The organism is Halomarina litorea, from assembly GCF_024227715.1.
Taxonomy (GTDB): domain Archaea; phylum Halobacteriota; class Halobacteria; order Halobacteriales; family Haloarculaceae; genus Halomarina; species Halomarina litorea.
The window spans coordinates 1,181,727-1,193,700 of record NZ_CP100448.1 but is presented as its reverse complement, the minus strand read 5'-3'; the positions used below and the strand labels follow the sequence as shown (position 1 = coordinate 1,193,700).

Here is an 11,974-nt window from a genome sequence, read left to right as displayed (position 1 = left end):
CCTGTCACCTCCCGATACTGTTGTTCCGTGCGGTGGTACCGACGTTTGGATGACGGTCGGCGTCCCGTTTCACTCACGAGTGGACGAACGTCGTGTGGATTGGGACCGAGAACCGTGGTACACCTGCGCAATGTATAAGGCCCATGAAAGTTAATGAGCAACGTCGATAGCGATGTACGGAACTGACGTCTTCGCCGTGCTGGTGCAAGCCGACGGGTTGATTCCTCGTGGCTCCCGCGCCGAGGTGTTCGAGGAGATCTACTGGGTGTTCCTCGTCCTCGGGACCCTCGTCGGCGTCGTCGTCATCAGCTACATGGTGTACAACGCGTACAAGTACCGCGCGCGCGCCGGCGTGGACGCGGACAGCGCCGACCGGCCGAGCCTCGGGGAACTGCCGAGCGGGGGGGGCAAGGGCCGCAAACTGTTCCTCTCGCTGTTCATCAGCGCCATCATCGTCATCTCGCTCATCACGTGGACCTACGGGACCCTGCTGTACATCGAGTCGCCCGCCGACGACGCCTTCCAGGACGACACCGAGACGATGAACGTCACCGTCACCGGGCGACAGTTCATCTGGCAGTTCGAGTATCCCAACGGCCACCGCTCGACCGGCGAACTCCGCGTTCCGAAGGGCACCCGGGTCCAACTGTCCGTGACCTCCGCTGACGTGTTCCACAACTTCGGCGTGCCGGGACTCCGGGTGAAGACGGACGCCATCCCCGGCCAGACCACCGACGCGTGGTTCCTCGCCGACGAGGTCGGGACCTACACCGCCCAGTGTTACGAGCTGTGCGGGGCGGGCCACTCCGCGATGAACGCGCAGGTCGTCGTGATGGAACCGGAGGCGTTCGAGGAGTGGTACGCGGGGACGGGTAACGGGTCGAGCGACGGGTCCGGAAACGGCACGAACGCGACGAACGGCACGGCGAACATCGGGGTACCAGCATGACCGACGAGCACTCACGGACGGACGGCGGGACGGCGAGCGTCGACGGGGACCTCCCCGTCGGGACGGGCGACCGGACGGAGACCGACCACGGCCTCCCGCCGGTCACCTCGATACGCCGGTGGCTGGTCACGACCAACCACAAGGACGTCGGCATCCTCTACGTCGTGACGGCGCTGTTCTTCCTCGTCTTCGGGGGCGTCCTCGCCCTCCTGATGCGCCTCCAGTTGTGGACGCCCGGCGCGACGTTCCTCGCGCCCAACGCCTACAATCAGGCCGTCTCCCTGCACGGTCTCATCATGGTGTTCTGGTTCCTCTCGCCCTTTGCCTTCGGCTTCGCGAACTACGTCGTCCCCCTGCAGATCGGCGCGAAGGATCTCGCCTTCCCGCGCCTGAACGCCCTCTCGTTCTGGCTCTACCTCGCCTCGGGCGTCCTGCTGGGTATTTCGTTCTTCCAGGGGGGCACCTTCGCCGGCGGGTGGACGATGTACGCGCCGCTCAACATCCCCACCTACACGCCGAGTCTCGGCGGGTCCACGGCGATCCTCGCGCTCCTGTTGTTCGTCGTCTCGGTCACCGTCTCGTCGGTCAACTTCCTGACGACGATGCACCGCATGCGCGCGGAGGGGCTGACGCTCCGGCACCTCCCCCTGTTCACGTGGTCCATCCTGCTGACCGTCTGGATGATGCTGTTCGCGTTCGCGGCACTGCTGGCGGCGCTGATGATCCTCTCGGCGGACCGCCTGCTCGGGACGACTTACTTCGCCGCGACGAGCGAGGGCGGATCGCTGCTGTGGGCGCACCTGTTCTGGTTCTTCGGGCACCCCGAGGTGTACATCGTCTTCTTCCCGGCGCTGGGGGCGATGGCCGAGATGTTCCAGACGTTCACCGGGCGGCGCATCGTCGGGCGCAAGTGGTTCATCGCCGCGATGGTGCTCGTCGCCCTGCAGTCGTTCGTCGTCTGGATGCACCACATGTTCCTGACGGGCATCAACCTCCAGGTGAAGACGCTGTTCATGGCGACCACCATCGGCATCTCGCTCCCCTTCGACCTGATGGTGTTCTCGCTCATCTACACCATGATAAAGGGGAGAATCCGCTTCGACACGCCCTTCCTGTTCGCGTTCGGGGCGCTCCTGTTGTTCATCATCGGGGGCATCACGGGCGTCTTCCTCGGGGCCATCGTCCTCGACTACGAGTTCCGGGGAACCTACTGGGTCGTCGCGCACTTCCACTACGTGATGGTCGGCGGCGTCACCGGCCTCGTCGGGGCGCTGTACTACTGGTACCCGAAGATGACCGGGAAGATGTACGACGAGTTCCTCGGGAAGGTCCACTTCGCGCTGTACTTCGTCGGGTTCAACCTGCTCTACTTCCCGATGTTCGTCGCGTGGGAGACCCCCCGCCGGGTGTTCGACTACGCGCCCGAACTCGCGCCGTGGCACCAGTTGGCGACGGTGGGGGCATTCGTCCTCGCCGTCTCCTTCGCGGTGATGCTCTGGAACATGCTGACGAGTCTCTGGGCGGGCGACCCCGCCCCGGACAACCCGTGGGAGTACTCGACGACGGCGGAGTGGGCCGTCTCCTCGCCGCCGCCGCTGGAGAACTTCCCCGGGTCGCCCACCTACGGCGAGGGGTCGCTCTCCTTCCGTCAGCCGCGGGCCGCAGACGGCGGCGAGGGGGCGAGTCGGACCGACGGCGGCGTCGTCCACGCAGAGGGTGGAGCGCACGCCCACAGGGAGGAACACGCCAGCCACGCGAGCATCTGGCCGCTGGTCGTCGGCGTCGGGGCGCTGTTCACCTTCCTCGGTCTCTCGGGCCTGCAGGACGCCGCGTTCCCCGCCGGGATGGAGGGGATGTTCTACACGACGTCCCTGCTCGTCGGGTCGGTGGTCACCTTCGGGGCGCTGTTCTCGATGGCCCGCGAGCGGTTCCACGGCCCGGAAGTGGAGGAGGCCGGCGAGAAGTGGCCGTTCGCCGGCATCGAGAACATGAAACTCGGGATGTGGATATTCCTCGCCTCCGACGTGGTGCTGTTCGGGGCGTTCATCGGGTCGTACGTCTTCATCCGGGTCGCCTTCGGGTGGACCGAGTGGCACACCATCGCGGCGAACCCGATACCGGGGCTGATGAACACCTACATCCTGCTGACGAGCAGTTTCTCGGTCGTGCTGGCGCTGGTCGCCGCCGAGAAGAAGAACAAGTGGGGCGTCGTCGGCGGCCTCGCGGTGACGTTCATCCTCGGGGTGGGCTTCCTCGCCAACAAGGGCATCGAGTGGCTCCACCTCTACCACGAGGGCCACTGGCTGTCGACCGACATCCAGTCCTCGACGTTCTTCCTGACGACGGGCCTGCACGCCGCCCACGTCATCGCCGGCCTCGTCATCACCCTGTACCTGATCGCCCGCGCCCTCCGGGGCGCGTACCTGGAGGACAGCAGACCCGTCGAGTACTTCGGCCTGTACTGGCACTTCGTCGACATCGTCTGGCTGTTCCTGTTCCCGCTGTTCTACATCCTGTGACCATGGTATCCACGAAATTCTACACCGCCATCTTCGCCACCCTGTTCGTCTCCGCGACCGTACAGGTCGGCGTGGAGTTCGCCGGTCTCGACTACTGGACCGCCTTCGGAATCATCGTCGTGCTGTCGTTCGCGAAGGCGTTGCTCGTCGCCGCCTACTTCCAGCACCTCAGGTGGGAACCCCGGTCGCTGTCGTACCTGATGGTCATCGGCCTGCTGGCGGCGCTCGCACTGACCACCGCGGCGTCGTACTCCATCCTATGACGTCGCTCACGCTCCTGCCGTCGCTGACGCCGCTGGACTGGGGGCTGGTCGCGCTCGTCGTCATCCCCCTCGTCCAGATTCCCTGCGTGATCTACCTCTCGCGGTACGTCGACCGTGACGAGGGGGCCGTCGCCCCCACGCCGGCCCCGACTTACGGCCTCACCCCGTATCCGGGCCTCGCCGGAGGTGCGGAGTCGACGGTCCGGCCCCGGTGTGCCGACGGCGAGGGTCGGGTCGCCTGTCGGTTCTGCAGCGTGTGTAACGACGCGGCCTACGCGTTCTGCAGGGCCTGCGTCGGGAGGCTCCCGATGTGACGGCGGCGGACGGCACCACCGCCGACCGGCAGTCCCGAGACGGGGACGGTGGCGCGGTAGACCACCGAGGCCTCGACGCCCCGACCCGGACGAATCCGCTCTGGTACGTCGTCCTGTTCTCCGTCCCCCCCGGCGTCGGGATGGCGGGGTTCGTCGCCAGCGTGACCGGCGAGACGGTGAGCGCACTCTCCCTCGCGACGGGGCTGGTGACGACGCTCGCCATCGCCCTCTTCGTCCTCCTCGCCCTCCGGAGCGGGGAGGGCGCGGCGTAGGTCGCTGCGAATCGGGATCCCCGGTCGAACCGACTCGAAGGTTTATCATCGTGTGGGGTGATACCACGTCTATGGAGCAGGGTGCCTCACTCGTGGCGATGGTCGTCCTCGGCGTCGTGGCGGGGTTGCTCGTCCTCCTCTACGGGGAGGCTACGGGCGGGACGGAGGTGTTCGTCGTCGGCGGGGGCGTCGTCGTCCTCGTCTTCGTGGGCGTGTTGACCGCACAGATCGCGCGAACCGGCGAGTTGCCGGAGACGGAGACGCACTGACTCACCCGCTCACCGCGAGAACGACCATGTAGAGGACGACGAACGAGGCGTACAGCACCGTGAGCGCCGCGACCACCTTCAGGTGGAAGACGAACAGGTCGTCCTCCTCGTCTTCCCGCGCCGCCTCGTAGGCCTCGCGTTCGTCGGCCGTACAGGCCGCCACGTGACGCTCGCCGACGTGGAGCCACAGCGTGCGCTCGACGCGGAACGGACGTTCGCAGTACGGACACCGGACGGGGGCCTCACCGGCGTCGACGGCCGTCTCGGGGGTGACGTGGTGACTCATACGTAGGGTGGGGCGACGTAGGGTTGCGAGACGATCCACATGCTGGTCATCGTGTAGAAGACCATCACGAGGATGAACGGGTACTGGCTGCGGATGGGCTGGAGTCGTCCGGCGAACACCGCGAAGGCGAGCGAGTGAGCCACCCAGACGGCGACGAGGTGGCCGAGGACGACGAACCCCAACTGGAGCGTGCCGAACCACCCGGGCAGGACGAGCAGTCTGAGGTCCGGGGCGACGGCGAGGGGCGTCGCGAGCGACGCCGCGAGTGCGGGGACGAGCGTCAGGAAGTACCCGAGGAAGTGTGCGAGGTGGTAGCCCGCCGCTATGGGGAGGAGCGAGGGGACGAACCACCCGGCGATGAAGCGCGCCGAGACGTACGTCTCGGCCGTCTCGCGGGCGCGACGGGCGGCGAGTCGGTAGGCGACGAGGAACCCCGTGAACCCGACCACCAGCGCCAGCGCGTAGACGAGGAGTGCGGGGACGCCCGCATCGACGACCGGTCGGGCGAGCGACCGCCACGCGGGGGTGGAGACGAACCCGTCGAACGTCGTCACCCAGAGGAGGGCGACGACGAACGCCGTGTCGTCGCTCGATTCGGGGGCGTTCGCACGCGTGAGCGCACCGCCGGGGACCGTGAGTTCGACGCCCCGGTCGGTGCGCTGGAGGGGCGCGAGTCGCCCGTAGAACCGGAAGACGCGCGCGACGGGGTCCACCCGGTCGAACCAGACGTCCCGACCCACCGCGACGGCCCCGAGGACGGTGACGACGGTGTAGGCGACGACCACCCACGCGAGCACTCGGGGGCGTTCGGCGACGGGGCTGACGACCTCTAGGAGGACGAGTGCGAGGAGGCCGGCGACGCTCGGCCACGCGCCGAGTCGCTCGGGGTAGTCGACCCGAGGGAGTCCGGTCCCGAGGCGGTCGCCGACCCACGCGACTCCACCCGAGAGGGTGCGCCACGGGTCGAGCGCGGGCCACGTGTCGCCGACGAGGTAGACGCTCATCGTGTACCCGGCCCACCACCCCGCCCACACGAGCAGGACGGCGAGGTTGGCGACGGGGTTCTCGGGGCCGAACAGGCCGCTGACCACGACGAGTGCGAGGCCGACCACACCGAGCAGCCGGATGGCCCGGCGCGTAGCGGCCCGGAGGAGCGCGGGCGAGGGGAGTCCGAAGCGCCGGTCGTTGAGTTCCCGAATGAGGGCGTGGTCGGTCACGAGCGTCGTGAAGAGAAAGGAGGCCCCGATGAGGCCGCCCCCGGAGAGGACGACGAGCCACGAGGGGACGGGCACCGACTGGAGCGACCCGCTGAGCGACCCGGCGTGGAGGACGAGGGCCGGTGCGGGAACGAGGGCGACGGCGGTGGGGACCGAGACCGTCATCGGGTACCGGGCCGCCAGTAGAGGAGTGCGATCCCGGCGAGGAAGGCGGCCGTCGAGAGGTCGACCGAGTAGCCGGCGGCGGTCCCGGTCAGCGCGGCGGACCCGCCGACCACGCCGCCGAGGAGGGGAGTGACCGCGGGGAACGCACAGCCGATACAGGCCGCGACCCCGAGGACGCCGGGGAGGGGGCTAGCGCGGGCGTCGAGCAGGGCCGCGTAGAGCAGGTACGACAGCGAGAGGTAGCCGACGACCCGATACGGGACGAACGCGAGGTGGAACGCCTCCCCCGCGTAGGCGATTCGTGGTCCCCATCCGGGTGCGGAGGGCGTGAACTGGAACCCGACGACGTGGCCGTGGGCGTGACCGCTCGCCGCGGTAAACTCGAAGCCGACGAGGCCCGAGAGGTACGCCAGCGCGAGGAAGTAGGCGGCAGCGAGGGCGGCGGCGGCCCACCGATGAGGCCGGACGGCCGTCGGCGCGGAGACGTGTATCGCCGCCCAGACGCCGACGTTCATCCAGACGAAGGGGTACAGCGCGTAGCGGAGGGTCGTCGGGCGGGCCCCCGTCACGCCGAAGTAGCCGGCGAGCAGGAGGAGTTCCGCGGCGACGACGGCGACCAGCCACGCCCAGGCGGGGAGACGCTCCGCTCGACCCGGAACCGACACCGAGACGCTCGTGAGACCCACGGGCTACCCCGTCGCCGTCAGCAGTTGTATCGACACCGCGAGGACGAACAGGAGGCCGAACACCCAGAGGGCGACGGCCGCCGCCATCGGCCTGTAGAGGCCCTTCACCCGCACGACGCGGTAGACGGCGACGAAGAGGAACCCGGCGAGGAGGACGCCGAAGAGGACTGCGAGGGCGATGCCACCCATCGACACCATCGCCGGCGACGCCTCCCACCCGCCGAGGTACGCGACGGCCGTCCCCCCCGCCGCGAGGACGACGGCGAGGAACCCAACGACCCAGACCCGCTGACTGCTCGCGAGTCGGGCGTACTGGTCGTTGACCACGTCGAATCCGGACCCGCGCGGTTTGTCTGTCCCGGGTGAGTACGCCCGGGGCCGACCGGACCTGACGATGGTCCAGACGACGGCGACCAACAACAGCGCCATCAACACGCTACTCGCCAGGATGGAGACGGTTACCATGACATGAGACACCACGTCACGTGACGTACCCGACAGTCGTCGTTATGAATTATTAACCTTTGCGCCGGTGGCGGAGGCCGAGCGGCGACTCGTCGCGGGGGCGTCAGGCGGTTCCCGGGTCGCGGCGGGGTTCCATCACGACCGCGACCCTGCTCGCGACGAGGGCGATGGCGCCCGCGAAGGCGACGGAGAGACCGCGCTGGACGATAGCGTTGGCATTCGGCCCCGAGAACGCCCCGGTGACGGTGTCCGTGACGGCGGCGACGCTGACCGCCGAGACCTGCGTGGCGACGAGGACGCCGCCGAAAGCGACGAGTACCGCGCCGAGGCCGCCGAGGACGCCCCACGGCCGGTCGGTGTAGCCCGCCTCCTGGACGATGCCGGCGGTGGTGCCGACGAGGAGGAGGAGGCCGCCGACCGAGAGGGGCAGGATGTTCAACACGACGCCCACCTCGGAGATGGCGAGGCCGAGCGCGACGAACAGTGGCCACGGGCTGGCCATGCGGTACTGGTCGCTCAGTCCCGGTTGGTCGTCCATAGTGGAACGAGGGGGTAGACCCTCAAAGGGTCGTCGGATTGCGGGGCCGGTGCGTGCCAGACGAGGCACTTCGCGGGGACTCGCCTCCCTCGTAGGAGCTCTGCTCGACTGATAGATGCGTGCTGCGTGTGTATCAGGTGGACCGGGGCTGAAAGAGATATGCCCCTGCTGCTGCCCCTATCAATAAACCGATAATCGCACCCGGGAGTCCGTCAGTGAAGAACACTGCATAAATCAGCCCGCCGAACAGAGAGCCGAAATTCGCCATCGCGATGGTTATGAGGTCATACGTGGAGAGCGACATCACCTATGTGTACAACAATGTCTCCAGAGATAACTACATCGTCTATCCGATAGACCCACGCTCTCTATCTATCACTGGATATGTACCGTGTGCGACAGTCAGTCAGACGCCGGGAGACCCGTCTTCGACAGTGAAACTCGAATGGGTCCGCATCGGCGACCCCTCTTGGTCGACGTAGTCGAGGACACGGTAGTCAGTGGTCCAGGAAGAAGGCGTCACCGTACAGTGGACGTAGCCACGCTGATTGTTGTAATACTGGACGTTCTCATTGTCTCTGAGCACTTGCCGCCCGAAGTCGTTCATCACCTCCCCGTTCCCGCCGGAGGTGATGGACGTCGCGACGAACTCCGTCGCCACCGTCTCGGCGTCGGGGTCCTCGAAGTCTCGGCTAACGTCGCTCGCGAAGTTCGCGTGGAAGTCACCGGTGATGACCACGGGGTTACGCGTGTGTTCGTCGAACGCCCGCAGGACCGTCTCGCGGTCGTCGACGTAGCCGTCCCACTGGTCCATGCGGTAGCCCTCTTCCTCACCGGCCTCGAAGTCCATCGAAGCGAAGGGGACCTGGTTCGCGAGGACGTCCCACGTTGCGTCGGATTCCTCGAGGTTCTCGACGAGCCACTGTTCCTGGGTCTCGCCGAGGATCGTTCGGGACTCGTCGAACCGCTCCTCACAGCCAACGACGCTAAACGCGTCCTCACAGGCTTGGTCGGTCCGATACTCGCGTGTGTCGAGGACATTGAATCGGGCGAGATCGCCGAACGTGAAGTCTCGATAGAGTTTCTGGTCGGGACCATCCGGGCGCTGAGCCTGCCGGAACGGCATATGTTCGTAGTAGGCTTTGAACGCCGCAGCCCGGCGCTCGAGGAACGCCGCTCGGGTCTGGTCGTCGGGATCCTGCGGGACGTCGCCGGCCCAGTTGTTGTCTACCTCGTGGTCATCACGGGTGACGAGCCATGGCGCGCTGGCGTGGGCAGCCCGCAGGTTCGGGTCGGACTTATAGAGCCCATACTGGAGGCGGTAGCGGTCGAGTGTCTCCGTCTGGGAGCGAAAGACTGGTGGAACAGATGTCTCCCGAGCGCCGCCGTTCGGCCCGATAGCGTACTCATAGAGGTAATCACCGAGATGGACGATGAAATCGAGCTCGTCATCAGCCATGTAGTCGTAAGCGGTGTAGAACCCGTCGTCCCACGCTTGACAGGAGGCAAAGGCGAATCGCAGCACTTCGGGACTGGCGGTGGGGGCGGGCGCCGTCTTCGTCCGCCCGACGGGGCTTTCGTGGCCGCCAGCTGTAAACTGGTAATAGTACTCCGTCGCTGGTTCGAGGCCTGTCGCGTCCACGTGGACAGCATGGGCCTTCTCAGGTCGGGCGCGCACTTCGCCGGCGCCTGCTATCTTCGTCATGTCCTCGCGTTTTGATATTTTCCACTGGACGGGCACTTCCTCGTTCGGCATCCCGAAGCCCTCCTGAAGGGGGTTCGGCACCAGTCGGGTCCAGAGGACAACAGCGTTCGCGAGCGGGTCGCCCGAGGCAACGCCGAGCGTGTAGGGGTCTGATTCGAAGCGCCCCTCATCGTCCATTTTTGCGCTCGCGGTGCCAGCTCCAGACGCACCCACCGCAGCCAGCGCCGTCGCGGCGCCGGTGCGTTTGAGAAAGCGTCGTCGGCTGTGTGCTGTCGGGTCGGGGGTCGCCGGGTTCTCTAATTTCATGCAACCTGTCAGAGTCGCCCCTTTCATTTCACCTCTTATATTTTTGGTATATTCAAGAAACAAATGAACTGATACCCCTGTGAGACTCGGGAGTAGTATGTCAATGTGCATAGTGAAAGACACCGGCGGGGACTGGTCCGACGGCGGACAGTGGTGTCGCGTTCCCCCGAGCGTATCGTATTCAGGTTTGGTCGCGATATATGGCGTGAACTACGCCCACAGAGGGATGGGGAGCGTTGCAGACAGCAGTCGAGTGGGAGTACTCCGACGTATCACGACGGTCGAACTCGACGAGAAGGTAAGTATCGCCGACCGAAACCTCTCGAAACTGCTTCGGCGGACGACGACCAAATACGGCCGCTGGGAGACGTACCATTCGGACACGACAATTCCGTGGGTCGGCGAGTAGATACGAGCGACCTACCACTGCAAGACAGACGCTCTCTGTCTACCAGTAGGGGAATCTGCCGAGCAACCACACCTGAGGAGGAAACTACACGCGCTCAACGAGACCTCGAACGATAGACGGCTCGGTGGCCGGGAGTGCGTGTCCGAGCGACGCGAGGACCGCGCGACCCGGGGAAGGGCAGGGCTGTCGATGACCAGCAATCGTACCGCGAGTGAGTGAACCGAGTGAACGAACGAGCGGCACTCGAAGCGTGTCGCGCCGACTGGCGCGACCGCGCAGTTGGCCTGGTGGAATTGAAAAGGGCGAAGAACCGCTGCCAAGTGTCGGGAGCGCTCCGCGCTCCCGATGCGCGCTGCAGGCGCGCAGTTCTGAGGGCTTTCAGGCGAAGGTCTTGGACACGTCCTCGTCCTCGCCCTCCTCGTGTTGGATCTTCTCCCAGGCGGCCTCGAAGTCCTCCATCTTGACGGTGGTGCGGTCGTCGCGGATGGCGAACATCCCGGCCTCCGTGCAGATGGCCTTGATGTCGGCACCGGACGCCTGGTCGGCCTCCTCCGCGAGCGCCGCGAAGTCCACGTCCTCGGAGACGTTCATGTTCCGGGTGTGGATTTTGAAGATCATCTCGCGGCCCTCGGGGTCGGGTTTGGGCACCTCGATGAGGCGGTCGAAGCGACCGGGCCGGAGGATGGCGCGGTCGAGCATGTCGAAGCGGTTGGTGGCGGCGATGATGGAGATCTGCCCGCGCTCGTCGAAGCCGTCCATCTCGCTGAGCAACTGCATCATCGTGCGCTGGACCTCGGCGTCGCCCGACGTCTTCGAGTCCGTCCGTTTGGAGGCGATGGCGTCGATCTCGTCGATGAAGATGACGGCGGGTTCGTGCTGGCGGGCGAGTTCGAAGAGGTCGCGGACCAGTTTCGCGCCCTCGCCGATGAACTTGTGGACGAGTTCGGAGCCGGCCATCTTGATGAACGTCGCGTCCGTCTGATTGGCGACGGCTTTCGCCAGCATCGTCTTGCCCGTCCCGGGCGGCCCGTACAGCAACACTCCGGACGGCGGGTCGATACCGACCGCATCGAACATCTCGGGGGAGGTCAGGGGCATCTCGACGGTCTCGCGGACCTCCTCGATCTGTTCGTCGATGCCGCCGATGTCGGCGTAGCTGACCTCGGGCTTGCGCTCGACCTGCATGACGCGGGCGCGAACGTCGGTCTCGTTGGAGAGGCTCTTGACGATAGAGAGGGAGTTGTTGACCGCGACACGGGCGTCCGGTTCGAGTTCCTCGCGCATCTCGTCCGTGACCTCGGTGAGGGCCTCCTGGTTGTTCCCGTGCTGTTTGATGATGACGCCCTCGTCGGTGATCTCCTGGACCGTGGCGACGAACAGGGGGGACTGCTTGAGCTTCTTGTTCTCGTGGGTCAGTCGCTCCAGTTTCTGCTGGTACTTGTTGTTCTCGGCGTTGGCGTCCAGCAGTTTGTCCCGCATCTCCTCGTTCTGACGCTCGAGGATCTCCAGCCGTTCCCGGAGGGCTTCGATCTTGTCTTGCTGTGACGCGTCGTCGTCGTACGGCAGATCGACGTCGTCAACAGTGTCGGTCATTGCGGACCAGTAGCACGT

Annotated in this window: 15 protein-coding genes; 7 read left to right on the top strand and 8 right to left on the bottom strand. The window is 66.2% G+C overall.

Going from position 1 to position 11,974, the window contains the following annotated elements; genetic code table 11:
• Positions 1–172: 172 nt before the first annotated feature.
• The 6 genes from coxB (at position 173) to NKG96_RS06575 (ending at position 4,586) form a co-directional block, all read left to right on the top strand.
• Complete coding sequence (coxB, locus tag NKG96_RS06600) at positions 173–949, top strand: cytochrome c oxidase subunit II (RefSeq protein WP_254537724.1); 777 nt, start codon at positions 173–175, stop codon at positions 947–949.
• Positions 946–3,468, top strand: coding sequence for a cbb3-type cytochrome c oxidase subunit I (locus NKG96_RS06595; RefSeq protein ID WP_254537723.1), 2,523 nt, complete (start codon positions 946–948; stop codon positions 3,466–3,468). The genes coxB and NKG96_RS06595 overlap by 4 nt, the downstream gene beginning before the upstream one ends.
• Positions 3,469–3,470: 2 nt before the next feature.
• The gene (locus tag NKG96_RS06590; RefSeq protein ID WP_254537721.1) at positions 3,471–3,731 is read left to right on the top strand and encodes a cytochrome C oxidase subunit IV family protein; all 261 of its coding nucleotides are present in this window, start codon (positions 3,471–3,473) and stop codon (positions 3,729–3,731) included.
• Positions 3,728–4,045 (top strand): hypothetical protein, encoded by a 318-nt coding sequence (locus tag NKG96_RS06585; RefSeq protein ID WP_254537720.1) that lies wholly within the window; start codon positions 3,728–3,730, stop codon positions 4,043–4,045. Before NKG96_RS06590 ends, NKG96_RS06585 begins: the two co-directional genes overlap by 4 nt.
• Complete coding sequence (locus NKG96_RS06580) at positions 4,042–4,317, top strand: hypothetical protein (protein WP_254537718.1); 276 nt, start codon at positions 4,042–4,044, stop codon at positions 4,315–4,317. Before NKG96_RS06585 ends, NKG96_RS06580 begins: the two co-directional genes overlap by 4 nt.
• Positions 4,318–4,388: 71 nt before the next feature.
• Positions 4,389–4,586, top strand: a complete 198-nt coding sequence (locus NKG96_RS06575) for a hypothetical protein (RefSeq protein ID WP_254537716.1) — start codon at positions 4,389–4,391, stop codon at positions 4,584–4,586.
• A gap of 1 nt (position 4,587) precedes the next feature.
• Here the strand turns inward: NKG96_RS06575 and NKG96_RS06570 are convergent, their stop codons facing one another.
• The 7 genes from NKG96_RS06570 to NKG96_RS06540 all read right to left on the bottom strand — a co-directional run bounded on the left by NKG96_RS06570 (position 4,588) and on the right by NKG96_RS06540 (position 9,825).
• The gene (locus NKG96_RS06570; protein ID WP_254537715.1) at positions 4,588–4,872 is read right to left on the bottom strand and encodes a DUF7410 domain-containing protein; all 285 of its coding nucleotides are present in this window, start codon (positions 4,870–4,872) and stop codon (positions 4,588–4,590) included.
• Complete coding sequence (locus NKG96_RS06565; RefSeq protein WP_254537713.1) at positions 4,869–6,254, bottom strand: hypothetical protein; 1,386 nt, start codon at positions 6,252–6,254, stop codon at positions 4,869–4,871. The genes NKG96_RS06570 and NKG96_RS06565 overlap by 4 nt, the downstream gene beginning before the upstream one ends.
• Positions 6,251–6,940 carry a DUF7546 family protein gene (locus tag NKG96_RS06560; protein WP_254537712.1) on the bottom strand — a complete coding sequence of 230 codons (690 nt, stop codon included), beginning with the start codon at positions 6,938–6,940 and terminating at the stop codon, positions 6,251–6,253. The genes NKG96_RS06565 and NKG96_RS06560 overlap by 4 nt, the downstream gene beginning before the upstream one ends.
• Positions 6,941–6,943: 3 nt before the next feature.
• Positions 6,944–7,405 (bottom strand): hypothetical protein, encoded by a 462-nt coding sequence (locus tag NKG96_RS06555; protein ID WP_254537711.1) that lies wholly within the window; start codon positions 7,403–7,405, stop codon positions 6,944–6,946.
• 103 nt (positions 7,406–7,508) lie between these two features.
• A complete protein-coding gene (locus NKG96_RS06550; protein ID WP_254537709.1) occupies positions 7,509–7,943 on the bottom strand; it encodes a DUF7541 family protein in 435 nt (144 codons plus the stop codon).
• Positions 7,944–8,076: 133 nt separating this feature from the next.
• Positions 8,077–8,247, bottom strand: a complete 171-nt coding sequence (locus tag NKG96_RS06545; RefSeq protein WP_254537707.1) for a hypothetical protein — start codon at positions 8,245–8,247, stop codon at positions 8,077–8,079.
• Positions 8,248–8,349: 102 nt separating this feature from the next.
• Positions 8,350–9,825 carry an alkaline phosphatase D family protein gene (locus NKG96_RS06540; protein ID WP_254537706.1) on the bottom strand — a complete coding sequence of 492 codons (1,476 nt, stop codon included), beginning with the start codon at positions 9,823–9,825 and terminating at the stop codon, positions 8,350–8,352.
• A gap of 226 nt (positions 9,826–10,051) precedes the next feature.
• Between NKG96_RS06540 and NKG96_RS06535 the strand changes: the two genes are divergently transcribed.
• Complete coding sequence (locus tag NKG96_RS06535) at positions 10,052–10,363, top strand: hypothetical protein (RefSeq protein WP_254537705.1); 312 nt, start codon at positions 10,052–10,054, stop codon at positions 10,361–10,363.
• A 378-nt stretch (positions 10,364–10,741) separates the two neighbouring features.
• On the opposite strand, the gene pan1 is transcribed toward NKG96_RS06535, so the two are convergent.
• Positions 10,742–11,956, bottom strand: coding sequence for a proteasome-activating nucleotidase Pan1 (gene pan1, locus NKG96_RS06530; RefSeq protein WP_254537703.1), 1,215 nt, complete (start codon positions 11,954–11,956; stop codon positions 10,742–10,744).
• Positions 11,957–11,974: the final 18 nt, after the last annotated feature.

Excerpts from the sequence above, each read along its gene's own strand:
- pan1 (WP_254537703.1), bottom strand. The coding sequence starts at position 11,956 with ATGACCGACACTGTTGACGACGTCGATCTGCCGTACGACGACGACGCG.
- NKG96_RS06555 (WP_254537711.1), bottom strand. The coding sequence starts at position 7,405 with ATGGTAACCGTCTCCATCCTGGCGAGTAGCGTGTTGATGGCGCTGTTG.
- NKG96_RS06550 (WP_254537709.1), bottom strand. The coding sequence starts at position 7,943 with ATGGACGACCAACCGGGACTGAGCGACCAGTACCGCATGGCCAGCCCG.
- NKG96_RS06565 (WP_254537713.1), bottom strand. The coding sequence starts at position 6,254 with ATGACGGTCTCGGTCCCCACCGCCGTCGCCCTCGTTCCCGCACCGGCC.
- NKG96_RS06585 (WP_254537720.1), top strand. The coding sequence starts at position 3,728 with ATGACGTCGCTCACGCTCCTGCCGTCGCTGACGCCGCTGGACTGGGGG.
- NKG96_RS06545 (WP_254537707.1), bottom strand. The coding sequence starts at position 8,247 with ATGTCGCTCTCCACGTATGACCTCATAACCATCGCGATGGCGAATTTC.
- NKG96_RS06575 (WP_254537716.1), top strand. The coding sequence starts at position 4,389 with ATGGAGCAGGGTGCCTCACTCGTGGCGATGGTCGTCCTCGGCGTCGTG.
- coxB (WP_254537724.1), top strand. The coding sequence starts at position 173 with ATGTACGGAACTGACGTCTTCGCCGTGCTGGTGCAAGCCGACGGGTTG.
- NKG96_RS06570 (WP_254537715.1), bottom strand. The coding sequence starts at position 4,872 with ATGAGTCACCACGTCACCCCCGAGACGGCCGTCGACGCCGGTGAGGCC.
- NKG96_RS06595 (WP_254537723.1), top strand. The coding sequence starts at position 946 with ATGACCGACGAGCACTCACGGACGGACGGCGGGACGGCGAGCGTCGAC.
- NKG96_RS06590 (WP_254537721.1), top strand. The coding sequence starts at position 3,471 with ATGGTATCCACGAAATTCTACACCGCCATCTTCGCCACCCTGTTCGTC.
- NKG96_RS06535 (WP_254537705.1), top strand. The coding sequence starts at position 10,052 with ATGTCAATGTGCATAGTGAAAGACACCGGCGGGGACTGGTCCGACGGC.
- NKG96_RS06540 (WP_254537706.1), bottom strand. The coding sequence starts at position 9,825 with ATGGACGATGAGGGGCGCTTCGAATCAGACCCCTACACGCTCGGCGTT.